25 protein-coding genes and 2 tRNA genes are annotated in these 22,323 nt (G+C 63.6%); 13 read left to right on the plus strand and 14 right to left on the minus strand.

The genetic code is table 11. The features are described 5' to 3' along the window. The gene (locus ABSY17_RS10910) at positions 1-393 is read right to left on the minus strand and encodes an STAS/SEC14 domain-containing protein (RefSeq protein WP_378950168.1); all 393 of its coding nucleotides are present in this window, start codon (positions 391-393) and stop codon (positions 1-3) included. Positions 394-534: 141 nt separating this feature from the next. Here ABSY17_RS10910 and ABSY17_RS10915 point away from each other — a divergent pair, with 141 nt between their 5' ends. After that, a complete protein-coding gene (locus ABSY17_RS10915) occupies positions 535-1,275 on the plus strand; it encodes a pyridoxine 5'-phosphate synthase (RefSeq protein ID WP_378950170.1) in 741 nt (246 codons plus the stop codon). 105 nt (positions 1,276-1,380) lie between these two features. Beyond that, entirely contained in the window at positions 1,381-3,297 is a 1,917-nt protein-coding gene (locus ABSY17_RS10920; protein WP_378950172.1) for a potassium transporter Kup, read from the plus strand. A gap of 27 nt (positions 3,298-3,324) precedes the next feature. Here ABSY17_RS10920 and ABSY17_RS10925 read toward each other — a convergent pair whose 3' ends face one another. Both ABSY17_RS10925 and ABSY17_RS10930 read right to left on the minus strand, forming a co-directional pair. Beyond that, entirely contained in the window at positions 3,325-4,044 is a 720-nt protein-coding gene (locus ABSY17_RS10925) for a glutathione S-transferase family protein (protein ID WP_378950174.1), read from the minus strand. Position 4,045: 1 nt separating this feature from the next. Beyond that, positions 4,046-4,351 (minus strand): Rieske (2Fe-2S) protein, encoded by a 306-nt coding sequence (locus ABSY17_RS10930; protein ID WP_378950176.1) that lies wholly within the window; start codon positions 4,349-4,351, stop codon positions 4,046-4,048. Between the two features lie 97 nt (positions 4,352-4,448). Between ABSY17_RS10930 and ABSY17_RS10935 the strand changes: the two genes are divergently transcribed. The 3 genes from ABSY17_RS10935 to ilvC all read left to right on the plus strand — a co-directional run bounded on the left by ABSY17_RS10935 (position 4,449) and on the right by ilvC (position 6,725). After that, a complete protein-coding gene (locus tag ABSY17_RS10935; RefSeq protein ID WP_378950178.1) occupies positions 4,449-4,916 on the plus strand; it encodes a MarR family winged helix-turn-helix transcriptional regulator in 468 nt (155 codons plus the stop codon). A 111-nt stretch (positions 4,917-5,027) separates the two neighbouring features. Further along, complete coding sequence (locus ABSY17_RS10940) at positions 5,028-5,681, plus strand: TetR/AcrR family transcriptional regulator (RefSeq protein WP_378950180.1); 654 nt, start codon at positions 5,028-5,030, stop codon at positions 5,679-5,681. A 24-nt stretch (positions 5,682-5,705) separates the two neighbouring features. Beyond that, a complete protein-coding gene (gene ilvC, locus ABSY17_RS10945; protein ID WP_378950182.1) occupies positions 5,706-6,725 on the plus strand; it encodes a ketol-acid reductoisomerase in 1,020 nt (339 codons plus the stop codon). 211 nt (positions 6,726-6,936) lie between these two features. On the opposite strand, the gene ABSY17_RS10950 is transcribed toward ilvC, so the two are convergent. Then, positions 6,937-7,230 carry a PilZ domain-containing protein gene (locus ABSY17_RS10950; RefSeq protein WP_378950184.1) on the minus strand — a complete coding sequence of 98 codons (294 nt, stop codon included), beginning with the start codon at positions 7,228-7,230 and terminating at the stop codon, positions 6,937-6,939. 135 nt (positions 7,231-7,365) lie between these two features. Then, entirely contained in the window at positions 7,366-8,196 is an 831-nt protein-coding gene (locus ABSY17_RS10955; RefSeq protein ID WP_378950186.1) for a BA14K family protein, read from the minus strand. A 185-nt stretch (positions 8,197-8,381) separates the two neighbouring features. Between ABSY17_RS10955 and ABSY17_RS10960 the strand changes: the two genes are divergently transcribed. The 8 genes from ABSY17_RS10960 (at position 8,382) to ABSY17_RS10995 (ending at position 13,649) form a co-directional block, all read left to right on the plus strand. Beyond that, positions 8,382-9,494 carry an endonuclease/exonuclease/phosphatase family protein gene (locus ABSY17_RS10960; RefSeq protein WP_378952595.1) on the plus strand — a complete coding sequence of 371 codons (1,113 nt, stop codon included), beginning with the start codon at positions 8,382-8,384 and terminating at the stop codon, positions 9,492-9,494. 11 nt (positions 9,495-9,505) lie between these two features. Beyond that, positions 9,506-10,228: a hypothetical protein gene (locus ABSY17_RS10965; protein ID WP_378950188.1), complete on the plus strand. Its 723-nt coding sequence runs from the start codon at positions 9,506-9,508 to the stop codon at positions 10,226-10,228. Between the two features lie 145 nt (positions 10,229-10,373). Beyond that, positions 10,374-11,288: a PhzF family phenazine biosynthesis protein gene (locus tag ABSY17_RS10970; RefSeq protein WP_378950190.1), complete on the plus strand. Its 915-nt coding sequence runs from the start codon at positions 10,374-10,376 to the stop codon at positions 11,286-11,288. 101 nt (positions 11,289-11,389) lie between these two features. After that, positions 11,390-11,465, plus strand: a tRNA-Lys gene (locus ABSY17_RS10975). Positions 11,466-11,959: 494 nt separating this feature from the next. Further along, positions 11,960-12,035 (plus strand) — tRNA-Lys (locus ABSY17_RS10980). Between the two features lie 253 nt (positions 12,036-12,288). Then, the gene (locus ABSY17_RS10985; protein ID WP_378950192.1) at positions 12,289-12,786 is read left to right on the plus strand and encodes a cytochrome b; all 498 of its coding nucleotides are present in this window, start codon (positions 12,289-12,291) and stop codon (positions 12,784-12,786) included. A gap of 158 nt (positions 12,787-12,944) precedes the next feature. Then, a complete protein-coding gene (locus tag ABSY17_RS10990; RefSeq protein WP_378950194.1) occupies positions 12,945-13,220 on the plus strand; it encodes a glycine zipper domain-containing protein in 276 nt (91 codons plus the stop codon). Between the two features lie 276 nt (positions 13,221-13,496). After that, positions 13,497-13,649, plus strand: a complete 153-nt coding sequence (locus ABSY17_RS10995) for a hypothetical protein (protein ID WP_378950196.1) — start codon at positions 13,497-13,499, stop codon at positions 13,647-13,649. Between the two features lie 95 nt (positions 13,650-13,744). Here ABSY17_RS10995 and ABSY17_RS11000 read toward each other — a convergent pair whose 3' ends face one another. The 9 genes from ABSY17_RS11000 to cobA all read right to left on the minus strand — a co-directional run bounded on the left by ABSY17_RS11000 (position 13,745) and on the right by cobA (position 22,270). Further along, complete coding sequence (locus tag ABSY17_RS11000) at positions 13,745-14,194, minus strand: RrF2 family transcriptional regulator (protein ID WP_378950198.1); 450 nt, start codon at positions 14,192-14,194, stop codon at positions 13,745-13,747. A gap of 171 nt (positions 14,195-14,365) precedes the next feature. Continuing rightward, positions 14,366-15,388, minus strand: a complete 1,023-nt coding sequence (locus ABSY17_RS11005; protein ID WP_378950200.1) for a sulfate/molybdate ABC transporter ATP-binding protein — start codon at positions 15,386-15,388, stop codon at positions 14,366-14,368. After that, entirely contained in the window at positions 15,385-16,293 is a 909-nt protein-coding gene (gene cysW / locus ABSY17_RS11010; protein WP_378950202.1) for a sulfate ABC transporter permease subunit CysW, read from the minus strand. The genes ABSY17_RS11005 and cysW overlap by 4 nt, the downstream gene beginning before the upstream one ends. Before the next feature lies 1 nt (position 16,294). Then, entirely contained in the window at positions 16,295-17,116 is an 822-nt protein-coding gene (gene cysT / locus ABSY17_RS11015; RefSeq protein ID WP_378950204.1) for a sulfate ABC transporter permease subunit CysT, read from the minus strand. Positions 17,117-17,199: 83 nt separating this feature from the next. Beyond that, positions 17,200-18,186 carry a thiosulfate ABC transporter substrate-binding protein CysP gene (gene cysP, locus ABSY17_RS11020; RefSeq protein WP_378950206.1) on the minus strand — a complete coding sequence of 329 codons (987 nt, stop codon included), beginning with the start codon at positions 18,184-18,186 and terminating at the stop codon, positions 17,200-17,202. A gap of 191 nt (positions 18,187-18,377) precedes the next feature. Next, positions 18,378-19,388: a nicotinate-nucleotide--dimethylbenzimidazole phosphoribosyltransferase gene (gene cobT, locus ABSY17_RS11025; RefSeq protein WP_378950208.1), complete on the minus strand. Its 1,011-nt coding sequence runs from the start codon at positions 19,386-19,388 to the stop codon at positions 18,378-18,380. Between the two features lie 24 nt (positions 19,389-19,412). Beyond that, the gene (gene cobS, locus ABSY17_RS11030) at positions 19,413-20,171 is read right to left on the minus strand and encodes an adenosylcobinamide-GDP ribazoletransferase (RefSeq protein WP_378950210.1); all 759 of its coding nucleotides are present in this window, start codon (positions 20,169-20,171) and stop codon (positions 19,413-19,415) included. 3 nt (positions 20,172-20,174) lie between these two features. Then, on the minus strand, positions 20,175-21,488 hold the full coding sequence (locus ABSY17_RS11035) for a cobyrinate a,c-diamide synthase (protein WP_378950211.1): 1,314 nt from the start codon (positions 21,486-21,488) through the stop codon (positions 20,175-20,177). Next, a complete protein-coding gene (cobA, locus tag ABSY17_RS11040) occupies positions 21,485-22,270 on the minus strand; it encodes a uroporphyrinogen-III C-methyltransferase (RefSeq protein ID WP_378950212.1) in 786 nt (261 codons plus the stop codon). The genes ABSY17_RS11035 and cobA overlap by 4 nt, the downstream gene beginning before the upstream one ends. Between the last annotated feature and the right edge of the window lie 53 nt (positions 22,271-22,323).

Consider the following 22,323-nt stretch of genomic DNA (forward strand, 5'->3'; position numbering starts at 1 on the left):
CTATGCGTCCGCCGGTTTCGCTCCGAGCCACTCCCAAGCCTTGGCCTCGTCGGCGGCGGCGAAGTGCCTGGTCTCGATCGAAGTGAAGGGAGCGATCAGGCCGACCATCGGGCCCATCCAGATCGGCCCGCCGACGAGAGCATAGCGGCGGATGTGATGCAGCGCTTTCGTCTTGCCCTTGAACGTGGTCGCGTCGAACAGGGCCGACCAGTCGAAGCCGTCATAGCCCGTGGCACGCAGCAGGACGTCGATCTTGTCGTGGCCTTCATAGGCGGCGTCGAGCAGGCCATAGGCATTTTCGATGTCGGCTGCGGTGAAGTGGCCTGCGATCTCAAAGGCGTAAACCTCGCTATTGTCGGTGTCGATGCGCTGGAAGGCCGGTGGGTTTTCCATGGATTTCATTCCTGAACTTCTGGCGCTGCGTCGATTTCTGAATCCGGCGCGGCCGCATTTGCCTGGAACACATAAAAGGCCTCTCTGTTCCCGCCAAAGCCATGATAGGTGCATGGTAGCGAATAACCGGTTCGAGTTGCCATGCCTGCCAAGCTTTCCGTGAACGTCAACGCCATCGCCATGCTTCGCAACCGGCGCGATCTGCCGTGGCCGAGCGTGACCGGCCTGGGGCGCATTGCGCTTGCCGCCGGCGCCCACGGGCTGACGGTGCATCCGCGCCCCGACCAGCGCCACATCCGTTTTTCCGATCTGCCCGAAATCCGGGCGCTGATCGACGACGAGTTTCCGCAGGCCGAGTTCAACATCGAAGGCTATCCCAGCGAGGACTTTCTGCAACTGGTCGAAAGACACCAGCCCGAACAGGTGACGCTGGTGCCCGACGACCCAGCGCAGGCGACTTCGGACCACGGTTGGGATTTCGTCAATCAGGTCGCCTTCCTCAAGCCGGTCGTTGCCCGGCTCAAGAAGAGCGGTTTCCGGGTGTCGCTGTTTTCGGATGCCGATCCGGCCGGCGTTGCTGCGGCGCGCGACACCGGCGCGGACCGGATCGAACTGTTCACCGGCCCTTATGGCGCATGCCATTCCGACCCGGCAAAGGCGGCGATGGAACTGGAGAAGCTCGGCAAGACCGCCGAAACCGCGCTCGCGGCTGGGCTTCAGGTCAATGCCGGGCATGACCTCGTCGTCGACAACCTGCCGCAATTGTTGCGCCGCATCCCAGGTTTGGCTGAGGTTTCCATTGGCCACGGCTTGACGGCGGATGCGCTGGAATACGGCATGGCCGGCACGGTCACGCGTTACCTCAAGGCCTGCGGATGGTAGCTGGCCATCCGTATTCGCATGGCTTGAACATGGGCTGTCGCAAGATGGCTGTTGCTTTTACGATACGGCAAGCGTAGAGCCCCGCGGCTTCACGGAGAGTCGTTCATGGCCGATACCGGCGCTGGTAAGTCGGATACAGGCGGGCTAGCAGTCCAGAAGGACGGCCATTCCCAAGACATCAGGATATTGATGGTCGGGGCGCTCGGCGTCGTCTTCGGCGACATCGGCACGAGCCCGATCTATGCCTTTCGCGAAGCGCTGGTCGCGTCGGCGGGTGGGCAGGTCGCATCGCGCGAGGACATTCTCGGCGTACTCTCGCTGATATTCTGGGCGCTGACGATCATAGTCACCATCAAATACGTCATGTTCGTGCTCAGGGCGCACAACCGGGGCGAGGGCGGCACGCTGTCGCTGATGGCACTGGCGCGCCGCAGCCTGCCCAAGCGGTCGGGGTTGATCCTCGCGCTAGGCATGGTCGGCGCCTCCCTTTTCTACGGCGACGCGGTCATCACGCCGGCGATCTCGGTTCTGTCGGCGGTCGAGGGCATGAATGTCGTGACCCCGACATTCCAGCCCTATGTGGTGCCGCTCACGCTGGTCATTCTGGCGATCCTGTTTTCCGTTCAGCGCTTTGGCACCGGCAGCGTGGCGATCGTGTTCGGGCCGATCACGCTGGTCTGGTTCCTGGCTATTGGCTATTCAGGCATCGTCCATATCGCCGACGATCCGCAGATCCTTTGGGCGGTGAACCCGATCTACATTTACAATTTTCTCGCCAACCAGCCGGAAGTGGCCTTCGTGACCATCGGTGCGATCTTCCTGGCGGTGACGGGCGCGGAAGCGCTCTATGCCGATCTTGGCCATTTTGGCCGCCGTCCGATCGTGCTCGCCTGGTTGTCGATCGTGTTTCCCTGCCTGCTGCTCAACTATGCCGGCCAAGGCGCCTTCGTGCTGTCGCATGGCGGCACGGTTGGGTATCCGTTCTTCGAGATGAACGAAGGCTGGATGCTGGTGCCGATGGTCGTATTGGCAACGGCTGCCACCGTCATCGCCAGCCAGGCGGTGATCAGCGGCGCCTATTCGCTGACCCGGCAGGCAGTACAGCTCAACATGCTGCCGCGCCTCGCGATCCTTCACACGTCGGAAACCACGCTCGGGCAGATCTACATGCCGCGCGTCAACCTGATACTGGCGCTGGTGGTGATGATGCTGGTGGTCGGTTTCGGAGAATCGAGCAGGCTGGCGGCCGCCTACGGCATATCGGTGACCGGCAACATGCTGGTGACGACGCTGCTGCTGTCGATCGTCATGCTGCGCATCTGGCGCTGGCCGGTGGCTGCCGTCGTGGCGGTGATCGCCGTCTTCCTCCTGATCGACATCGGCTTCTTTGCCTCCAACATCGTCAAGGTGCATGAGGGTGGCTGGGCGTCGCTGCTGGTGGCCTTCGCCATCGTGACGATCATGTGGACCTGGGTGCGCGGCAGCCGCTGTCTCTTCGACAAGACACGCAAGAACGAGATCCCGCTCAATTTCCTTGCAGAGAATCTGAGCAAGAAGAAGCCGCAGCTGGTGCCCGGCACGGCGGTGTTCCTGACCAGTGATCCCGACAGCGCGCCGACGGCCCTGATGCATAGCCTCAAGCACTACAAGGTGCTGCACGAGCAGAATGTCATCCTGTCGGTGGTGACGGCGCAGCAGCCGGTGGTGCCCGATAGCGAGCGGGTCAAGATGGAGACCGTCAACGACCTGTTCATGCGGGTGAAACTGAAGTTCGGCTACATGGAGCAGCCGAACATTCCCAAGGCGCTTGCCATCTGCCGCAAGCAGGGCTGGAAGTTCGACATCATGACGACGTCGTTCTTCCTGTCGCGGCGTTCGCTGAAGGCGTCGCCCACGTCCGCTATGCCGGTGTGGCAAGACAGGCTGTTCATCGGCCTAGCGCGGACGGCGGCAGATGCGACCGAGTATTTCCAGATCCCGACTGGGCGCGTGGTCGAAGTTGGCACGCAGGTAACGATCTGATCGGCACCTGCGTTGAAGAGTTGCTAGTCAGGCTGGGACCATGGCCAGATCGGCCGCTAATAGACGCTCGGACAGATGTGAGCGCTTGGCGCGCAGGAAGGCGCGCAGGCGTTGCGGGTAGTCCGGGCTGACTGCAGCCCTGACGGAGGGCCGCTGCGACAATGCTGCCCGCCAGCGCTCAAGATGCGGCTTTCCGCCGAGAATGCCGAAGTCGCCGATCTCGTCGAACATGTCGAAATAGCGGAAGATCGGTGCCCAGACGGCGTCGACCAGCGAGAATGCGTCTCCGCCGAACCAAGGCCCCGGCTGCTGAGCCCGGCTGGCAAGCTCCTCCTCGATCCGCTCGAACATGGCCGATAGCGCCATGGCCTCCTGGCGCAGATCGGCACCGGTCGGCGCCGAATAGAAGCGGCCGATAGCGTTAAGCGTCGCCGAGCCGAACTCGATCCAGGCTCGATGGCGGGCGCGGGCGTAAGCGTCGCGCGGATGCAGCGGGTTTTGCTGCGTTTCCTCCAGGAACTCCAGGATCACGGCCGACTCGAAGATGACGACCGGGTCGCCGTCCGCCGGTTCGACCTTGAGAAGGGGCACCTTGCCGAGTGGCGAGATGGCCTGGAACCAGGTCGGCTTGTTGGCGAGGTCGACGTAGAGCCGCTCGAATGGCACTGCCTTTTCGGCAAGTGCGATCGCCGCGCGCTGGACATAGGGGCAGAGGTGGTGGCTGACGAGAGTGAGGGGGCCGGACATCTCACTCTCCCCAGACATAGTTGAGCACGTCGCCGTCGACGCGGGTCGACAGGAACATCAGCCTGGAACCCTTCGGTGCCGGACCTTTGAGGCGATCGCCCGATGCCGGGTCGAATGATGCGCCATGCCATTGGCAGACCAGCCTGCCATCCCGGCATTCGAGCGGGCCGCCGAAATGCAGGCAGGTGTTCGCGGCAGCGCGGATTCTGCCTTGCACTTTGTAGACGTGGACCTCGCGGCCGAAGAACGGCACCAGCAGCGTGCCCGTCTCGGGAATGTCGTCGATTCTGCAAAGTTGGTGTTTCATCGTCGTCTCCTGATATCGATGCAGTTGCATTGATATAGATGCAGATGCATGTAGAGTCAATGTTGATGCAGGTGCATCGAAGTGGTAGCGTGCAGCCATGATGACGATACCTCTGGCGATGCCTGGACCCGAGACGATCAATGCCTGGGCGCGCCTTGTGCGCGTATCGCGCCAGCTGGTGGATGCGGTGGAGGAGCAGCTCAAGGCAGCGGGCCTGCCGGCACTGGCCTGGTATGACGTGCTGCACGAACTTGCCGAGGCAGGCGAGGGTGGCTTGCGGCCGTTCCAGCTGACGGAGCGGATTCTGCTCCAGCAGTACAATGTCTCTCGGCTTCTGGCGCGGCTGGAGGCCAATGGCCTGATCGAGAAGCTGATGGTCGAAAGCGACGGGCGCGGCCAAACCGTGCGCATCACGCCGGCAGGTCGCGAAATGCGCCGCAGGATCTGGGCAGTCTACGGGCTGGCTATCGCAAGCCTGTTCGAGGACAAGTTGTCCGAGGACGAAGTGGGGATGCTCACGGCGATCCTGGGCAAGCTGCGCGCACCTGTTTCGTCAAAAGCGTAAGATGCTGAAATTGTCCATTGCGGGGCATCGCGATTTGCGCGATAAGCCGAACCGTAACGTACGGTACGGCACAAGAGAACGATGCCGAGCCGAGATTCGTGGCCGGGAACGATGCTGCAGGCAGTGTCTGAAATGATGGAAGGCGAGGGGCCGACGGCGCGTCAGCAGGACGTGCTCGATGCCGTGCTGCGCCTGCTCGTTGAGGACGGCGACCGGTTGACCATGACGGCGGTTGCGCGGCGCGCGAGCTGCTCGAAGGAAACGCTCTACAAGTGGTTCGGCGACCGCGATGGCCTGCTTAGCGCCACCGTGCAGTGGCAGGCCTCGAAGGTGCGTGTGCCGCCGGTCGACCGCAAGGGGCTGGACCTCGCCTCGCTCACGGCGAGCCTGGAGCGTTATGCTTCGGACTGGCTGCGGGTGATTTCCAGCGATACATCGATTGCGCTCAACCGGGTGGCGGTGGTGCATGCCGGTTCCGACAAGCGCGACCTTGGCGCCATCGTGCTCGAGCGCGGCCGCTTCGCACTCGGCCGGCGGCTGAAGCCGGTGCTGGAGGCCGGCCGCGAAGCGGGTTTTCTTGATTTCGAGGACGCCGAGACGGCGTTCCGGACGTTCTTCGGACTGGTGGCGCGAGACGTGCAGATCCGTCTGCTGCTCGGCGACCGACTCGAATTGGCTGATGCGGAGATCGACGGCGACGCCGTGCGCGCGACGCAGCAGTTTCTGGCTCTATATGGAGCGAAAACCGGGCCGAAGGCCCTTTGACTGCAAACGGGAAGGAACCCACCAATGCGTGTCTATTACGATCGTGATGCCGATCTCAATCTGATCAAGGGCAAGAAGGTCGCCATCATCGGCTACGGCAGCCAGGGTCGCGCGCACGCGCTGAACCTCAAGGATTCGGGCGCCAAGGAACTGGTCGTCGGTCTCAAGGCCGGCTCGGCTACCGCCAAGAAGGTCGAGGCCGACGGCCTCAAGGTCATGACGGTTGCGGAAGCCGCCAAGTGGGCCGACCTGATGATGATGGCCACGCCTGACGAACTGCAGGCCGACATCTACCGCGACGAGATCGCTCCGAACATCCGTGATGGCGCTGCCATCGCCTTCGCTCACGGCCTCAACGTTCACTTCGGCCTGATCGAGCCGAAGAAGACCGTCGACGTCGTCATGATCGCGCCGAAGGGCCCGGGCCACACCGTGCGCGGCGAATACCAGAAGGGCGGCGGCGTTCCCTGCCTGGTCGCCGTTCATCAGGACGCCTCGGGCAACGCGCTCGATCTCGCGCTCTCCTACGCATGCGGCGTCGGCGGCGGCCGTTCGGGCATCATCGAGACCAACTTCAAGGAAGAGTGCGAGACCGACCTGTTCGGCGAGCAGGCCGTGCTTTGCGGTGGCCTAGTCGAACTGATCCGCGCCGGCTTCGAGACGCTGGTCGAGGGTGGCTATGCCCCCGAGATGGCCTATTTCGAATGCTTGCACGAAGTGAAGCTGATCGTCGACCTGATCTATGAAGGCGGCATCGCCAACATGAACTACTCGATCTCGAACACCGCCGAGTGGGGCGAGTATGTCACGGGTCCGCGTATCATCACCGCCGAGACCAAGGCCGAGATGAAGCGCGTTCTGCACGACATCCAGACCGGCAAGTTCACCTCCGACTGGATGCAGGAATACCGTTCGGGCGCAGCCCGTTTCAAGGGCATCCGCCGCATGAACGACGCTCACCAGATCGAGGAAGTCGGCACCAAGCTGCGCGCGATGATGCCGTGGATCGCCAAGAACCAGCTGGTCGACAAGGCCAAGAACTAAGGGCGCTCCACGCCTGTCTTTCTGCGCGTCCTCGGGCTTCGCCCTGCGGGCGCGCGGGGGGATCGCCAAGAACCAGCTGGTCGACAAGGCCAAGAACTAAGGCGATCGCTTCAGTTTCACCCTGCCGGCCATCTGGCGTGGCAGGGGGAATTGGCTCGGCTTTCGAGACAAAAAAGGCCGGTGGAGCGATCCGCCGGCCTTTTCAGTTCGCTCAGCCGTAGTGCCAGGCGGGCTTGGGCGCCGTGCCTTCGAACTGCACACCGACGCGGTCGCTTTTTCGCCAGCGGACAACCGCACGGTAGCCGATGCCGTCCACCGGGACATAGAGCAGGAAACGCTCGGGGATGCGGGCGTCGACCGGAACGCGCAACTCGGCGCCGTTGTGATGCATGTTGCGGATGGTGCAGGAAATCTCGGAATTGTTGACGCCGGTGATGATGGAGGCTCCCTTGAGAACGCGATTGCGGTGTTCGCGGGGCGTGTTCTTAGGGGCGTCTTCGGTCATCGTTCCAGTCCACTTGTGCAGGCACTTGTCCGCACGCGTCGACCACATACGAGCCAGTCGTAAACATCATGTTATGTTGCTGAGTATCGCTGCGGCGGCATGAATGCGCCGCAGCGACAATTGCCTTGGACGCACTCAGCCGTAAGGCGACACGCACTGCCGGCGCGGGCCGCTGTTGGGCTGGAACGTGTTGTCCGAAGACCGGTACGAACGATACCGGTTGTAGCACCACTGAACATGTCCGCCCGACTGGGTGTAGCTCGAGGTATAGTACGGGCCATAGTCGTAGTAGCCGGGACCAGAGTCATAGTAGTTGTTGTAGTTGTTGTAGGCCAATGCCGAACCTACACCGAGGCCCAGACCCCAGGCCGCCCAGGAATCATCCCAGCCGCCGCCCCATCCGCAGTTCCAGCAGTTCCAGTTATTGCCATTCCAGTTATTGCCATGCCAGCGATTGCCATGCCAGTTGTTACCACGCCAGCCGCCGTGCCAGTTGTTGCCATGCCAGCGGCCCCCGCCGCCATTCCAGTGGCCGCCGCCGCCGCTCCAGGCGGCAGCACGAAAATTCCGGCCTCCGCCACCGTGCCAGCCGCCGCCGCGAAAGCCGCCGCCGTTCCAGTGGCGGCCGCCGCCGCCGCTCCAGGCGCTCGCACGAAAACTCCGGCCTCCGCCACCGTGCCAGCCGCCGCCGCGAAAGCCGCCACCACCCCAGCCTCCATGGCGGCCACCGCCGCCGCGCATCATGCGGCCACCACCGCGGCCGACGAGTTGTACCATGCCGTCATACCCGTTCCCCGACGGGTGTGTGAGAAGGGCGTTCTGCACATTCGGCGCCTGGGCAGGCGCAGGCGCAAAATTGAAGGGTGGCACCGAAATCGGGCCAGCGGTCACCGGCAACGAGGCACCGGCGAGCGTGCCAAGGACAATCAATCCCGAGCGCGCGAGTCCTGTCAGGTTCGGTTTCATCTGCGGTCTCCAGGGAAGTCTCCAAGGGAAAACGCGTCGATGCAGTTTGGGTCTGTAGCGTTGCCTGCGACTCGACGATGAGGATAAACGCGTCGTGGATAGATACGTTCCAGCTACAGCACCTTCCGACCTTGCCTGCCGCCGGGCCTTGTGTTTGTCCTGACATGAAGGCAATGCTCGCGGCCATGTCGCTGCGCCTTGCCACCTTCAATGTCGAGAACCTGATGAACAGGTTCGATTTTTCGGGCTACCGGAACCAGCTCAACGAGGATCGGACACTCGCCCTGTTCGACATCCGCAGCGAGGCCGAATACCGCTTGCTCGAGCAGGCCCGGGCCATCGCGCACGCCGACGACATGCGGCAGCTGACCGCGCTGGCGATTGCCGACACCCGTGCTGACATCATCTGCCTGCAGGAGGTCGACAATATCGAGGCGCTGAAGGCTTTCGAGTATGGCTACCTGTTCAAGATGGTGGGGCAGGGCTACCAGCAGAAATACACGACATCAGGCAACGACTCGCGCGGAATCGATGTGGCGGTGATGATGCGGGCGGAGACCGCGCACGGCCAGCCGATCGAGTTCGTACGCATGACCAGCCATGCGCATGTCACATTCGATGATTTCGGGCTGCACACGCCGGAACTCGCGGCCCTTGGCCAGGAGCCGTTCGAGCGCATTTTCCGGCGCGACTGCCTGGAGATCGACGTCAAGATCGGCGGCAAGCCGCTGACGGTCTATTCGGTGCATTTCAAGTCGATGGGCTCGCCACGCAACGGCCTCAACGGTCGGGATGCCACGATGCCGATCCGCATGGCCGAGGCGAAGGCGGTGCGGCGCATCATCGAGGACCGCTTCGGCAAGGACCACACTGCCGACAAGCGCTGGGTGATCTGCGGCGACATGAACGACTATCGCCAAAGGGTACTGATCGCGGGTGACTCGCATCAGGGCTACAACTTCACGCCGGTCAGTGAAGCGAATTCCTGCCTCGACGTGCTGCTCGGCGATGGTTTTGCCGAGAATGTCGTCGAACGGCTGCCGGAGTTGGAGCGCTGGACGCTGTATCACACGCGCGGCCCCCAGGAGCGGCATCTGTGCCAGCTTGACTACATCCTGCTGTCGCCGGCGCTGGCGCGGACCAATGTGCAGGCCATGCCCGAGATCGTCCGCCGCGGCCAGCCTTGGCGCACCATCTTTCCGCCGGGGCAAGAGGTCGAGCGCTATCCGCGTGCCGGCTGGGACCGTCCGAAAGCCTCCGACCATTGCCCGGTGGCGTTCACCCTCGATATCGCCTGAGAGAGTACACCGTGGCCTTCAACATACCTCGCAATGTGATCCTGCCGGTCGATGTCGTCGATGTGAGGCTCGATTCGGGGCCGCATCCGTTCGAACGCGACAATGCCGAGGCGATCGCGGCCAACTGGGCGGCCGAAAAGGCCGCGCGACCGGCCTTGTTCGATGGCACGATGGTGCTGCTGTCGGAACTGGCCTACGCGGAGAACAGCCTAATGGGGCGCTGCCATGCCATCCGATATTCCACCTTCATGCTGTGGCGGAAGCTGAAGCCGGTGACGAGCGCTGAACATGCCTTCGCGCACGCCATGCTGATTTCGAGCGATAATGCGCTGGTGGCGATCCGCATGGGCGCGCATACGGCAAATGCCGGCAAGGTCTATTTTGCCGCCGGCTCGTTCGAGCCGGAGGACTTTCGCGATGGTCTGGTCGACCTCGACTACAACATGGCGCGCGAGGTGCGCGAGGAGACCGGTCTCGATCTTGGCCAAGCACACCGCGAGGCGCGGTGCCATGCGCTGTCGGTTGAAAGTGGCACGGTCATCGTGCGCTGCTATCGCATGGCCGAGACCGCCGACGGCTTGGCCGAGCAGATTCGGCAGTTCGTGGCGCAAGACCCCGATCCCGAGATCGAAGGGCCCGTGGTGATCCGCGGCATGCACGACCTGCCTGAAGGCCTGATGCCGCACATGCGGTCGCTGGTGGAGTGGCATTTCTCCGAACGCGCCGCACCGTGATCGCTCGGTGCGTGGCCCTGCGCCGGGACAGTTACTGCGCGCAAGGCTGCGCTTTAGCCAGTTCCCTTTGAAGGTCGCCCAAAATCCTTCTAGGATTGCAAATCGGCGGTGAGCTTCACCATCGCCGAAGCCGGAAGGAGCAGCCATGGCACGTGGACGCAGGTATTTCATCTATGACGTCTTCACGGAAAAGAGGCTTGCTGGAAATCCGCTCGCTGTGGTGATGGATTGCAACGGGCTGGATTCGGCGGCGATGCAGGCTATCGCGCGCGAATTCGACCTGTCTGAAACGGCCTTTGTGCTGCCTCCGAAGAATCCGGCTCACAAAGCCAGGGTTCGAATATTCACTCCCGACTACGAAATGCCATTTGCCGGCCATCCCACCGTGGGTACGGCGATTGCCCTTTCAGAGATGGGCGCGGACAACGATCTCGCCGGTATCTTCGTGCTGGAGGAAAATATCGGCTTGGTGCGCTGCGCGGTGAACAAGCTCGGCAACGGCCTGTTTGCCGAGTTCGATCTGCCGAAATTGCCGGAGCAGTTGTCTCTGTCGGCCGATGACGAGGCGATCGGCGCGGCATTGGGGCTTGGGCCGCACGAAATCGGCTTCGAGAATCACCGCGTGTCGCTGTGGTCGGCGGGCGTTCCCTATGTCATCGTGCCCGTCGCCGATATCAACGCCGCCGCCAAGGTGCGGCTCGACAACGAGGCGTGGATGGAGCTGGCGCCGCGCAAGAGCGATGTCGCGGTGGCTAGCGCCTATGTCTACAGCCGCGAGACGGTCGACCACACAAGTTCCTTCCATGCCCGCATGATCGTGCCGGGCAGCCCCTCCTATGAGGATCCGGCCACCGGCTCGGCCGCCGCCGCCTTTGCCGGCGCCATCATGCATTTCGATCGGCCGACCGATGGCGGGCAGCGATTCTGGATCGAACAGGGAATCGAAATGGGCCGCCCCTCGAGAATCAGGCTCGAGCTCGACATTTCCGGCGGAATTCTGGTTGCGGCGCGCGTCGGGGGGCACGCGGTGAGGGTATCCGAAGGCGTTCTCCTGGTCTGAAGGAAGGAATTTTTGCCGACTTGAAGAAAAAGCGGCAGATGGGGTGGACAGCGCAAAATCGCTTGGCTATATGCCGCCCACGGTCGCTGAAACGACTGTGTGGGTGCGTAGCTCAGTTGGTAGAGCAGCTGACTCTTAATCAGCGGGTCACAGGTTCGATCCCTGTCGCACCCACCACTAATTCCCCTGAAATATTTGCTCTGTTGGCTGAGACAATAGTATTTCGTCTATACGGAAGTCGTCAATTTTGACAGCGGCCCTGTAATTCCCGCTCAATGCTATGCCCGATTGGTGCACTGGATTGGTGGCCGCGCAATCTGCATTCCTCGCGCTGCGAATGCAGCTGATCGTCGACAATCTGGGGCTTTGACGGCAACGTCTGCGAGCAGGAGCGGAGATTCGATTCACCGATCGCTGCAGAGGCGAGTCGCATGGCGAAATGCCAAGGCTCCGACCCGCTGATTCAATTTTACAGCGTATCCGAAACTCCAGATTCGGGTCGCCGAACTGCGAGCCTGCGGCATCCGTGGGCGGCCCCTCCGATGTTCGCCGCCATCGCCGTGATTGTCGGCATTCTTTTCGGGCCCGCGTGACGTCTTCCTGATGGTGTTGGGGTGGACAGCGCGAAAATGTATGGCTATATGCGGCCACGGTCGTCTCATCGATCGCGTGGGTGCGTAGCTCAGTTGGTAGAGCAGCTGACTCTTAATCAGCGGGTCACAGGTTCGATCCCTGTCGCACCCACCAAATTATCCCGAATGATCATATAGTTCCGCTGGTCTCTTGAACTAAAGGGCGTCCTTGTATCGCCCTGCGTAAGCTCAGAGCGTGAACTGTTCTCCGAAAATCTGGGCCGAACGCGTCGCGCGCTGGCATACGCGCTTGGCGAAGATTGGCTACGCTTGAGGCGTGCTACCGTCGGACGGTTCGGTCGAAGATTCGACATCATTTCTTGACGTGGTTCGAAGTGGCGCGGCTTGCTGCGCGATTGGAGAAGAGTATGCGCGAAATGCCTGTAGCCTTCAGCCTGTCCCAGCGAATCGTCCACTGGACGATGGCTGCTCTGATCGTCTTCAACCTGCTGCTGCCAGACGGCATGAACGAATGGGCCCATCTGCTCAGGCAGGGCCAGGTCCCGACGCCGGACCAGGTGGCGTCGGCCAACATCCACGCCTATGTCGGCATTGCGGTGCTGGCGCTTGCGATCCTTCGCCTGGGCCTTCGGCTGTTGCAGGGCGCGCCCGCCGAGCCCGAAGGCGAACCGCCGGTTCTCAAGCTTGCCGCCAGGATCGGGCATATCGCTTTCTATGTGCTTTTCTTCATTCTGCCGCTGACCGGCATCGCCCGATACTATTTCGGTTCGGAAACCGCCGGCTTCGTGCATTCCGGCCCGCTGAAGGCGCTGATGTGGGTTCTGATCTGTTCGCATGTCGGCGCCGCCGTCATCCACCAGTTCTACTGGAAGACCGGGATTATGAAGCGCATGACCAGCGGCTGAGCCGTTCGGTCCACGCCCGCCCGATTGCAGCCTGATTGACGGTGCATCCAACGCTTCGAAGGGACATGGAGATCCCGCATCTGATGGTGCGATGGATCGAATCGCGCCGCCGAGCATTGTAGGTCCGGCGGGCGCTTCATCGTTTCGGAGTGACGATAATGAGGAAACTGATTCTGAGTCTTGCGCTGCTGCTGCCTTTGGCTGCGTGTTCGCAGACCGAGCAGGGGGCTGCGATTGGCGGTCTTGGTGGGGCGGCGATCGGCAGCGCCGTGGCTGCCCCTGGAAATCGGGCCGAAGGCGCACTCGTTGGAGGTGCAGTGGGCGCGGTGGCCGGTGCCCTGATCGGCCGGGCAAACGAGCCCAATCAGTGCCGCTTCCGCGACCGCTACGGTCGGGTTTACATCGCGCCTTGCCCGCGCGGTGGCTACTATTGATCGGCCGCAACGCCTGAATTTCTGACAACCTCAAAGGCGCGCCCGCGCCTTTGAGGTTGTCGCTGCAAAGGCACGAAAACCGAGGATGAGGCCCGATGAATGGGCCGCGCCGATGAAATAGGCGGCAAGTGAGGAGAATAGTCGCTCCGGTCTGCCTGAATGGAATAAGATGCTGCGCCGGCTAGCGGTCGCAGGACAGGAATCCGGGCCTTCGACGAAAAAAGCAATCGACAAAGTCTATTAGTTTTATAGACTATGGGAATGATGGAGATTGCGATGGCACAGACCCAGTATCTCTCGAATGGCGGCGCCACGCAGAATGCAGCAGCGCCGGCACGGCCTGTGAGCCTTGCCCAGCTCGCCTGCTATGTCATCTTTGCGGCGTCGTTCGGCTTCACCGTGGCGCTGGTGCTTGGACTGATCGGCTAGAGCAGACGCTGTCTCCAATCCCCAAGAAGGCTATTCAGCGAATTCGATCAGTCCCGTTGGGGCAGGGCACCGCGCCCAGGAATGCGGGAGCCGCCTCAGGCGTGGTGCAGCGCCTCGATAAGGACGTCGTCATTGGCGGCGTCGCGCACCTGGGCCAGGCTACGGTTGTCGAGTACGCCGGCAATCGCCTGGCGTACTTCCAGCATCATGTGCCTGATCTGGCAGGTGGCCTCGTCGCAGTCGTCGCAAGGCTGGTACTGGGTGCGGCTGGCGCAAGGGATGGGTGCCAGCGGGCCGTCCAGTACGCGTACGACATGGCCGATCTTGATCTCCGCGGCCGGCTTGGCGAGGCGGTAGCCGCCGTCCTTGCCCTTGCGGCTCTGGACAAAGCCGGCGTTGCGCAGTTCGCCCAGGATGGCGTCGAGGAATTTCTTCGGAATGTTGTTGGCCGTCGCGATGTCGCCGACAAAGGCGAGTTGGCCGGACGGCAGATGCGACAGATAGACGAGGGCCTTGAGGCCGTATTTGCCTTTTTTAGTCAGCATGGCGCGAACGTGTCACCGGCTTTGGCTGCCAGTAGCAGCATGTTGCAGACGGCCCAGGATGACGATTCGTCCCCATCGCATTCCGGCTTTCACCTGAGATAGAAGCCAGCGACTGGTTAGACAAGCCGAAAGGCATTGGGTTTCCGCAAGACTTGGGACTTTGTCGCCAAATCACGCTGCGGCATAGACCCGTGCCCGTTCGATGGTGATGATGCCTCGCTCGCGGGCGTTGACTTCGGTTTCGGGGGCGACGTCGAGTTCCACTGCTTCGCCAGAGGCCGTGACGGCCAGTATCCGCCGCCCGGCGGGCCGGTCGATGACGCGGGCTACAGTGGCGGGGATGCCTTCGCCGGCGCTGCTCCAGCCGAGATCGCTGGGGCGCAGGAAGACCTCGGCCGGCCCGTCGGAAATGCCGGGAGCCGGGATCTTCGCGTCGCCCAGGCGGGCATGGCCACCCGAAACGGTCGCGGTAAAGCGATTGGTGTCGCCCAGAAAATTCATGACGAAGGCCGAGGCCGGGTTGCGGCACACCTGTTCAGGCGTGCCCTGCTGGACGATCTTGCCCTTGTCGAGGATGACGACGCGGTCGGCGAGGTCGAGCGCCTCTTCCTGGTCATGGGTGACGAACAGCGTGGTGATGCCGAGTTCCTGGTGGATCTCCCGCAGCCAGCGCCGCAGGTCACGCCTGACATTGGCGTCGAGCGCGCCAAATGGCTCGTCGAGCAGGAGCACCTTGGGGTCGACGGCAAGCGCGCGGGCGAGGGCCACGCGCTGGCGCTGGCCGCCCGAGATCTGGCCGGGGAACCGCTCGCCCAGCCCGTCGAGCTGGACAAGGCGCAGAAGCTCGGTGACGCGGGTGTCGATGGCGCCCTTGTCGCGGCGCACCTTCGAGACCTTCATGCCGAAAGCGATGTTTTCGGCAACCGTCATGTGCGGGAACAACGCATAATGCTGGAAGACGAACCCGACGCCGCGATCGCGCACGGGGATGTCGGTGGCATCCTCTTCGCCGAAATGAATATGGCCGCCATCGGCATATTCGAGGCCGGCGACCATGCGCAGGATGGTGGTCTTGCCTGAGCCGGAGGGGCCGAGCAGGGCGACCAGTTCGCCGCTTTCGATGTCGAGAGAGACGCCGCGCACGGCACGGAAGGTCTCGAAGGTTTTGGCGACGTTGTCGAGGCGGATTTTCATGACGAGACCTCAGCGGAAGCGGTTCTGGGGGCAGTGGCGGGAGCCGCAAGGGCTGGGCGGCGGCGCCCACGGCCGGCACCCTGGCGTTCGAGCAGGACTTTTGCCACCAGCGTGACGACGGCCAGCAGCGCCAGGATCGAGGCGGCGGCAAAGGCGCCTGCGGTCTGGTAATCGTGATAGAGCAGCTCGATATGCAGCGGCAGCGTGTTGGTCTGGCCGCGGATGTTGCCCGAGACGACCGAGACGGCGCCGAATTCGCCCATGACGCGGGCATTGCACAGCACCACGCCGTAGAGCAGCGCCCAGCGGATGTTGGGCAGCGTCACCGAAAAGAAGGTGCGCCAGCCCGAAGCGCCGAGCGAGGTGGCCGCTTCCTCGAGATCGCGCCCCTGCGCCTGCATCAGCGGAATCAGCTCCCGGGCGACGAAGGGTGCGGTCACGAACATCGAGGCGAGCACGATGCCGGGCAGTGCAAACAGGATTTTGATCTCGGCGGATTCGAGTGCCGGGCCGAACAGACCCTGCAGGCCATAGACGAAGAGATACGCAACGCCCGCGACGATGGGCGAGATCGAGAACGGTATTTCGATCACCACCAGCAGGAAGCGGCGGCCCCGGAAATCGAACTTGGTGATCGCCCAGGCAGCGGCCACGCCGAACGCTGTGTTGATCGGCACGGCGATCAACGCGGTAACTACCGTGAGCCCAATGGCGTGCAGCGTGTCGGGGTGGGCGATGGCGGCAGCGTAGGCGTTAAGGCCTTGCGAAAAGGCCTGGACGCCGATGACGGCCAGCGGCGCGACAATGACGATGGCGACCAGCGCAAGCACTATGCCGATGAGGGCGCGGCGGAACAGCGGGGCGTCGCCGACGCGGGGCGGGCGGACTTTGACGGGAACGCTCATCTCAGCCTCTCGCCGTGTAGCGCAGGGCACGCGCCTGCAGGATGTTGGTGGCCGCCAGCATCAGGAAGGCGGCGATGAGCAGCACCGAGGCAATCGCCGCGGCGGCCTGGTAGTCGTATTCCTCGAGCCGGATGAAGGTGAGGAGCGCTGTGATTTCGGTGGACATCGGCTGGTTGCCGGCGATGAAGATGATGGCGCCGAACTCGCCGAGGCTGCGGGCGAAGGACAGCGACAGGCCGGCAAGCAGGGCGGGCATAAGCAGCGGCAGGATCACGCGCAGGAAGATCGAACGGTCGCTCCCGCCAAGCGTTTGCGCTGCTTCCTCAAGGGCGGGGTCCAGATCTTCCAGAACAGGCTGCACGGTGCGGACGATGAAGGGCAGGCTGGTAAACGCCATGGCGACCATGATGCCGAGTGGGGTGTATGCGACCTTGATTCCGGCTTGCGCAAGGACCGACCCGAACCAGCCGTTTTCGGCAAATAACGTCGTCAGCGCTATGCCGGCGACAGCGGTCGGCAGCGCAAAGGGCAGGTCGACGAGTGCATCGACAAGGCGGCGGCCGGGAAAGCGGTAGCGCACCAGCACCCAGGCGAGCGCCATGCCGAAGACCAGATTGAAGACGGTAGCGGCAAGTGCCGAAAGCGCAGTGACACGATAGCTGGCGACGGCGCGCGGCGAAGAGACGATGCGCCAATAGTCCTCGAAGCCGAGGCTCGCCGCCTTGAAGACGAGCGCGCCGAGCGGTAGCACGACGATGATCGAGACGTAGACGAGGGTTATCCCCAGTGCGAGGGGAAAGCCCGGCAAAATGCGGCGCGCCACTGATATGCCTTCCTGGAGATTTTCAATGAGGAAAGCCGGTGTTGACCGGCTTTCCAATTTTCAACGGCAATGGATGGCTACGATCAACGCGAGCCGTAGATCTGGTCGAGCAGTCCGCCCGAGGCGAAGTGCTCGGCCTGCACCTTGTCCCAGCCGCCAAAGACGTCCTCGACGGTGACGAGGCGGACTTCGGGGAACTGGTCCTTGAATTCGGCAGCGACCGCCGGTTCGTGGACACGGTTGCCGTGCTGCGCGGCGATGCGCTGGCCTTCAGGCGTGTAGAGGAAGTCGAGATAGGACTTTGCCAGATCGCGCGAGCCGCGCTTGTCGACGACCTTGTCGACGATGGCGACCGGGAATTCGGCGAGCAGGCTGACCGAGGGGATGACGCTCTCGACCTTGTCGGAGCCGTATTGCTTGGCGATCGAGCGGGTCTCTGCCTCGAAGGTGATCAAAACGTCGCCGATATTGCGCTCGACGAAGGTGGTGGTGGCGGCGCGGCCGCCAGTGTCGAACACCGGCACGTTGTCGAACAGCTTGGTCACGAACTCCTTCACCTTGGCATCATCACCCTTGAACGCCTCCTTGGCGTAGGCGGTGGCGGCCAGATAGGTGTAGCGCGCATTGCCCGAGGTCTTGGGGTTGGGGAAGATCACCTTGACGTCGTCGCGGACGAGGTCGGACCAGTCCTTGATGTTCTTGGGATTGCCGGCGCGGACCAGGAAGGATGGCAGCGAATAGTAGGGCGAGGCCTGGTTGGCGAAATCCTTCTTCCAGTCGTCGGAGACGAAGCCGTTCTTGACCAGGAATTCGATGTCGGTGACCTGGTTGAAGGTGACGACGTCGGCCTCCAGTCCCTCGACGATGGCACGCGCCTGCTTGGAGGTGCCGGCATGCGACTGGTCGACGGTGACACCCGGATGGGCGGCGATGAATGCCGCGTTCTCCGCCGCGAACAGCTCGCGGGCGACGTCATAGGAGGCGTTGAGCAGCTTGTCGGCTGCCTGGGCCTGCAGCGGGCCGGCGAGGATCGCGGCGAGCGCTGCGCCGACGAGAAGGAAGCGTTTCATGGGGGCATTCTCCTGAGACATGCGGCAAATGGCTAAAGTGAGCCGCAAGATAGTCGGGAGGCTGCAGGCCGGGGAGGCAGAGGCAGGTCGTCTCCGGCGAGAGCGGGAGAATTTTTCTCTCTCTGCAGTCTTTCTGGAGAAATCGTTTTCCGGTTCGGCAGTTGTGTCTCTGTCGAACCGGAAAATCCCGACTATTTGTCGGTGACGCCGGCCTCGGCGAAGCTCGCCATGCGGGCATGGCACTCAAGCGCGGAACGGACGATGTTGACCGCGAGACAGGCGCCGGAACCTTCGCCGAGCCGCATGCCCATGTCTAGTAACGGCGACAGTGAAAGTGCTTCGAGCAGCTGCCGGTGGCCTGCCTCGGCCGAGACATGGGCGGACAGCGCGTGCGCGAGACCCTCTGGGTGCAGTTTCGCCAGCGGGGCTGCGGCCGCGGTGACGACGAAGCCGTCGAGCAGAACCGGCACGTTGAGATGACGGGCGGCGAGGGTGGCGCCAAAGATGGCGGCGAGTTCACGGCCACCGAGGCTAGCTGCAACCGCCAGAGGGTCGGTGAGGCTGGCTGCATGGCGGGCGAGGCCGGCGTCGATGGCGGCGAATTTGCGGGAGAGACCAGAATCGTCGACGCCGGTGCCGCGCCCGGCCCAGTCGCGCCCCGTGCCGCCGAACAGTGCTGCGGCAATTGCCGCAGCTGGCGTGGTGTTGCCGATGCCCATCTCGCCGAAGCAGACGAGGTCGAGGTCACGGTCGACCGAATCATAGCCCGATGAAACAGCGGCAAGGAAGTCGGCCTCGCCCATCGCCACGCCTTGCGTGAAATCGCCGGTGGGGCGGTCGAGTTCGAGCGGGATGACCGCCAGTTCGGCGCCGGCCACGCGGGCAAGCTGGTTGATGGCTGCACCGCCGCCGGCAAAATTTGCCACCATCTGCACCGTCACTTCGGAGGGATAGGCGGATACGCCTTGGGCTGTGACGCCATGGTTGCCGGCAAAGACGATGACCTTGACCTTGTCCAGCTTCGGCATGTCGCGGCCCTGCCAGCGCGCCAGCCAGGCGGCGATGGATTCGAGCTTGCCGAGGCTGCCACGCGGCTTGGTCAGGGTCTCCTGGCGGTTGGCGACGGCTTGCGCCGCGGGGCCGTTTCCGGCCGGCAGGTCAATACAGGCGGCGCGCAATTCATCAAGCGATTTGAAGGCCATGGCTGCGAAGTCTCCGAAAGTGATTCAGGCAAGGATGGCGCATGTGGCGAACAGAAGCGTGATTTCCGCCAGTTGCTGCAGGGCGCCGATCGTGTCGCCGCTCTGGCCGCCGATCTGGGCGAGGCAAAGCTTGCGAAATGCGAAGAACAGCAGCCCTAGGCAGAGGGCGGCGGCGACTGCGCCCTTGAGGCCGAGCAAGAGCAGTGCCAGTGCGCCGATACCCAGTGCGCTCAGAACGACACTATCGGACACCATACCGACACCCGCCGCCAGCCCGTCGACGCGCGCTTGCGGCAGCATCTGCATGAAGGTGGGGATGAGCGCACGCGAGGCGACATGGGCGACGACGACCCCGACAAGAACGTGGGCAGGGTTGCCAAGTTCGGCAATGGCGCTCCAGCGCGCAAGGATCGAAACGACCAAAACACAGGCGCCGTAGGTACCGATGCGGCTGTCGCGCATGATCTCGAGCTTTTTCTCCCGTGTGCGCCCGCCGCCAAAACCGTCTGCCGTGTCGGACAGCCCGTCCTCGTGCAGGCAGCCGGTAGCCAGCATCGCCGCAGCCATGGCGATCGCGGCGGCGAGGCCGGGAGAGAGTCCAAGCAGGCTGGCGATGGCGTAAGCCAGCCAGGCGATGAGGGCGACGAGCAGCCCGATCAGCGGCGCGGTCCAGATGGCGTCGGCCAAGGTCCGGTCGCGCACCTCGAAATGCGGCAGCGGCAACCGTGTGAAGAAGACCAGCCCGATGCGGATGTCGTCGAAGATGCTCGCCGGCGAGGCCATGGCTCAGCCTCGCGCGATCGCGTGGAAGAAGGTGCCGCTGACGTGCTCGCGCCGACCTCCAAACGTGCCGAGCGGATTGCCCTGGCCGTCGGCGATCTCGCCGAGCGGCGCGTCGGTGCCTTGGCTGATCGTCTGGGCGTAGTGAAATTCGTGGCCGCGGATGACGCTGCCTTTGGCCCCGAGCGGGCAGGGTGCCGACAGCCGCGCCTGGCGGTAACCGAGGTTCATCTTGCGTTTGGCAAAGCTGGTCGCGTGACCGAGCAGGCCGAGCATCGGGTGCGTGACGCCATCGGCGTCCTCGATGGTTTCGCCGAGCACCATGAAGCCACCGCACTCGCCATGGACAGGTTTTGTCGAGGCGAAGCGGCGGGTGCCGGAAAGGAAGTTCGAGGCGGCAGCAAGCCGGCCGGGATGCAGTTCCGGGTAGCCGCCGGGCAGCCAGCAGACGTCGCAGGAAGGATCGGGTGCCTGGTCGGCGAGCGGCGAGAAAGGCACCAGTTCGGCACCCATGGCGCGCCAATTGGCGGCGACGTGCGGATAGAGAAAGGTGAAGGCGGCGTCCTGGGCAAGGGCGATGCGCTGGCCGGGCGGCGAAAGAGCGAAGCTCTGGTCGCCGCCGGCTGGCGCAAGCGGCGTTGCGAGTGCCACGATTGCATCGAGATCGAGCGAGCGCTCGGCCATGTCGGCGAGCTTGTCGATATGGGCGAAGAGATCGGCGTGTTCCTCGGCCTGGACGAGGCCGAGATGGCGCTCGGGCAGGGAAAGGGATGGGTCGCGGAGAATGCCACCGACGACCGGCAGGCTGAGCGCTTCGATGGCATCGCCGGCGAGGCGGCGGTGGCGGTCGCTGCCGAGCCGGTTGAGCACGACGCCTGCGATGCGCACATCGGGATCGTAGGTGGCAAACCCCTTGGCGATGGCGGCCGATGTTTGCGACTGGCCGGACACGTCGAGCACCAGAAGCACCGGCAGGCCGTAGAGCCGCGCGAGATCGGCGGCCGAGCCGGAGCGGCCTTTCTCCGAGGGTATGCCGTCGAACAGGCCCATGGCGCTTTCGATGATCACCAGGTCGGTGTCGGTCGCAGCGTCTGTTGCGAGTTGATTGAGCAGGGAAGGCGCCATCGCCCAACTGTCGAGATTGACGCCGGGCAGGCCGGTGGCTGCCCGATGGAAGCCGGGATCGATATAGTCGGGGCCGGATTTGGCGCCGCGCACGCGCAGACCGCGCCGGGCGAGCGCGCGCAGCAGGCCGATGGTGACGCTGGTCTTGCCCGAGCCGGAGCGCGGTGCGCCGATGATCAGCCCGCGCGCGGTCATTTTTGCCCCATGAGTTCGGCGCGCAGTGAAACGATGCCGCCGATGACGATGAGGGAAGGGGAAACGACTTTTTCAAGCGCGGCGGCTTCCACCAGCGTACCAAGCGATGTGGTGACCGTGCGCTCCTGCGGCATCGAGGCGTTCTCGACGAATGCCGCCGGCGTATCTGCGGGCAGGCCTGCCGCCCGCAGTTCCGCGACCGTGTCCGCCATTTGCGTCAGGCCCATATAGATGACGATGGGCTGGCCTGTGCGGGCAAGCGCTGCCCAGTCGGGGCGGTCGTCGCTGACAGCGGCGAAGCCAGTGGCAAGGATGATCGCGCCGTTCACCCCGCGCATGGTCGCGGGGATATTTGCAGAGGTCAGGCCGCCGAACGCCGAGGTGATGCCGGAAAGGGCGCGCCAGGGAATGTTTTCCCGCGTCAGCACCAATGCTTCTTCTGCGCCGCGGCCGAAGACGAAGGGATGGCCGCCTTTCAGCCGCACGACCTTGCGGCCTTCTCGAGCCAGCTTGACCAGAAGGGCGTTGATCTCGCCCTGCGGGATCGAGAGCCTGCCGCCGCGCTTGCCGACGAAGAATTTTTCCGCCTGTTCGGCGACGGCGACAATTTTGGGCGACACCAGCGCGTCATGGACCAGCGCATCGGCCTGGGCGAGTGCTGACAGCACGTCGAGCGTCAGGCAGCCGGGATCGCCCGGCCCGGCACCCGCCAGCCAGACATGACCGGGTTCGAGCACCTTCGGCTCGAGGTTGAGACGTGCGATGGCTTTTTCGAGACTCATGAATGCCGCTTTCGACGATGACGCGGGGCGTCGCCAAGCCTATAGGTTGCGCC

The sequence above is a fragment of the Mesorhizobium sp. ANAO-SY3R2 genome, assembly GCF_042466635.1.
Lineage (GTDB): Bacteria > Pseudomonadota > Alphaproteobacteria > Rhizobiales > Rhizobiaceae > Aminobacter.

What these genes read in the sequence shown, in the direction of transcription:
- cobT (WP_378950208.1), bottom strand. Translation starts at nt 19,388, where the DNA reads ATGGCCTTCAAATCGCTTGATGAATTGCGCGCCGCCTGTATTGACCTG.
- ABSY17_RS10990 (WP_378950194.1), top strand. Translation starts at nt 12,945, where the DNA reads ATGAGGAAACTGATTCTGAGTCTTGCGCTGCTGCTGCCTTTGGCTGCG.
- ABSY17_RS10955 (WP_378950186.1), bottom strand. Translation starts at nt 8,196, where the DNA reads ATGAAACCGAACCTGACAGGACTCGCGCGCTCGGGATTGATTGTCCTT.
- ABSY17_RS10920 (WP_378950172.1), top strand. Translation starts at nt 1,381, where the DNA reads ATGGCCGATACCGGCGCTGGTAAGTCGGATACAGGCGGGCTAGCAGTC.
- ABSY17_RS10950 (WP_378950184.1), bottom strand. Translation starts at nt 7,230, where the DNA reads ATGACCGAAGACGCCCCTAAGAACACGCCCCGCGAACACCGCAATCGC.
- ABSY17_RS10925 (WP_378950174.1), bottom strand. Translation starts at nt 4,044, where the DNA reads ATGTCCGGCCCCCTCACTCTCGTCAGCCACCACCTCTGCCCCTATGTC.
- ABSY17_RS10910 (WP_378950168.1), bottom strand. Translation starts at nt 393, where the DNA reads ATGGAAAACCCACCGGCCTTCCAGCGCATCGACACCGACAATAGCGAG.
- ABSY17_RS10970 (WP_378950190.1), top strand. Translation starts at nt 10,374, where the DNA reads ATGGCACGTGGACGCAGGTATTTCATCTATGACGTCTTCACGGAAAAG.
- cysP (WP_378950206.1), bottom strand. Translation starts at nt 18,186, where the DNA reads ATGAAACGCTTCCTTCTCGTCGGCGCAGCGCTCGCCGCGATCCTCGCC.
- ABSY17_RS11000 (WP_378950198.1), bottom strand. Translation starts at nt 14,194, where the DNA reads ATGCTGACTAAAAAAGGCAAATACGGCCTCAAGGCCCTCGTCTATCTG.
- ABSY17_RS10935 (WP_378950178.1), top strand. Translation starts at nt 4,449, where the DNA reads ATGATGACGATACCTCTGGCGATGCCTGGACCCGAGACGATCAATGCC.
- ABSY17_RS11035 (WP_378950211.1), bottom strand. Translation starts at nt 21,488, where the DNA reads ATGACCGCGCGCGGGCTGATCATCGGCGCACCGCGCTCCGGCTCGGGC.
- ABSY17_RS10985 (WP_378950192.1), top strand. Translation starts at nt 12,289, where the DNA reads ATGCGCGAAATGCCTGTAGCCTTCAGCCTGTCCCAGCGAATCGTCCAC.
- ABSY17_RS10930 (WP_378950176.1), bottom strand. Translation starts at nt 4,351, where the DNA reads ATGAAACACCAACTTTGCAGAATCGACGACATTCCCGAGACGGGCACG.
- cysW (WP_378950202.1), bottom strand. Translation starts at nt 16,293, where the DNA reads ATGAGCGTTCCCGTCAAAGTCCGCCCGCCCCGCGTCGGCGACGCCCCG.
- cobS (WP_378950210.1), bottom strand. Translation starts at nt 20,171, where the DNA reads ATGGCCTCGCCGGCGAGCATCTTCGACGACATCCGCATCGGGCTGGTC.
- ilvC (WP_378950182.1), top strand. Translation starts at nt 5,706, where the DNA reads ATGCGTGTCTATTACGATCGTGATGCCGATCTCAATCTGATCAAGGGC.
- ABSY17_RS10960 (WP_378952595.1), top strand. Translation starts at nt 8,382, where the DNA reads ATGTCGCTGCGCCTTGCCACCTTCAATGTCGAGAACCTGATGAACAGG.
- ABSY17_RS10915 (WP_378950170.1), top strand. Translation starts at nt 535, where the DNA reads ATGCCTGCCAAGCTTTCCGTGAACGTCAACGCCATCGCCATGCTTCGC.
- cobA (WP_378950212.1), bottom strand. Translation starts at nt 22,270, where the DNA reads ATGAGTCTCGAAAAAGCCATCGCACGTCTCAACCTCGAGCCGAAGGTG.
- ABSY17_RS11005 (WP_378950200.1), bottom strand. Translation starts at nt 15,388, where the DNA reads ATGAAAATCCGCCTCGACAACGTCGCCAAAACCTTCGAGACCTTCCGT.
- ABSY17_RS10995 (WP_378950196.1), top strand. Translation starts at nt 13,497, where the DNA reads ATGGCACAGACCCAGTATCTCTCGAATGGCGGCGCCACGCAGAATGCA.
- ABSY17_RS10940 (WP_378950180.1), top strand. Translation starts at nt 5,028, where the DNA reads ATGCTGCAGGCAGTGTCTGAAATGATGGAAGGCGAGGGGCCGACGGCG.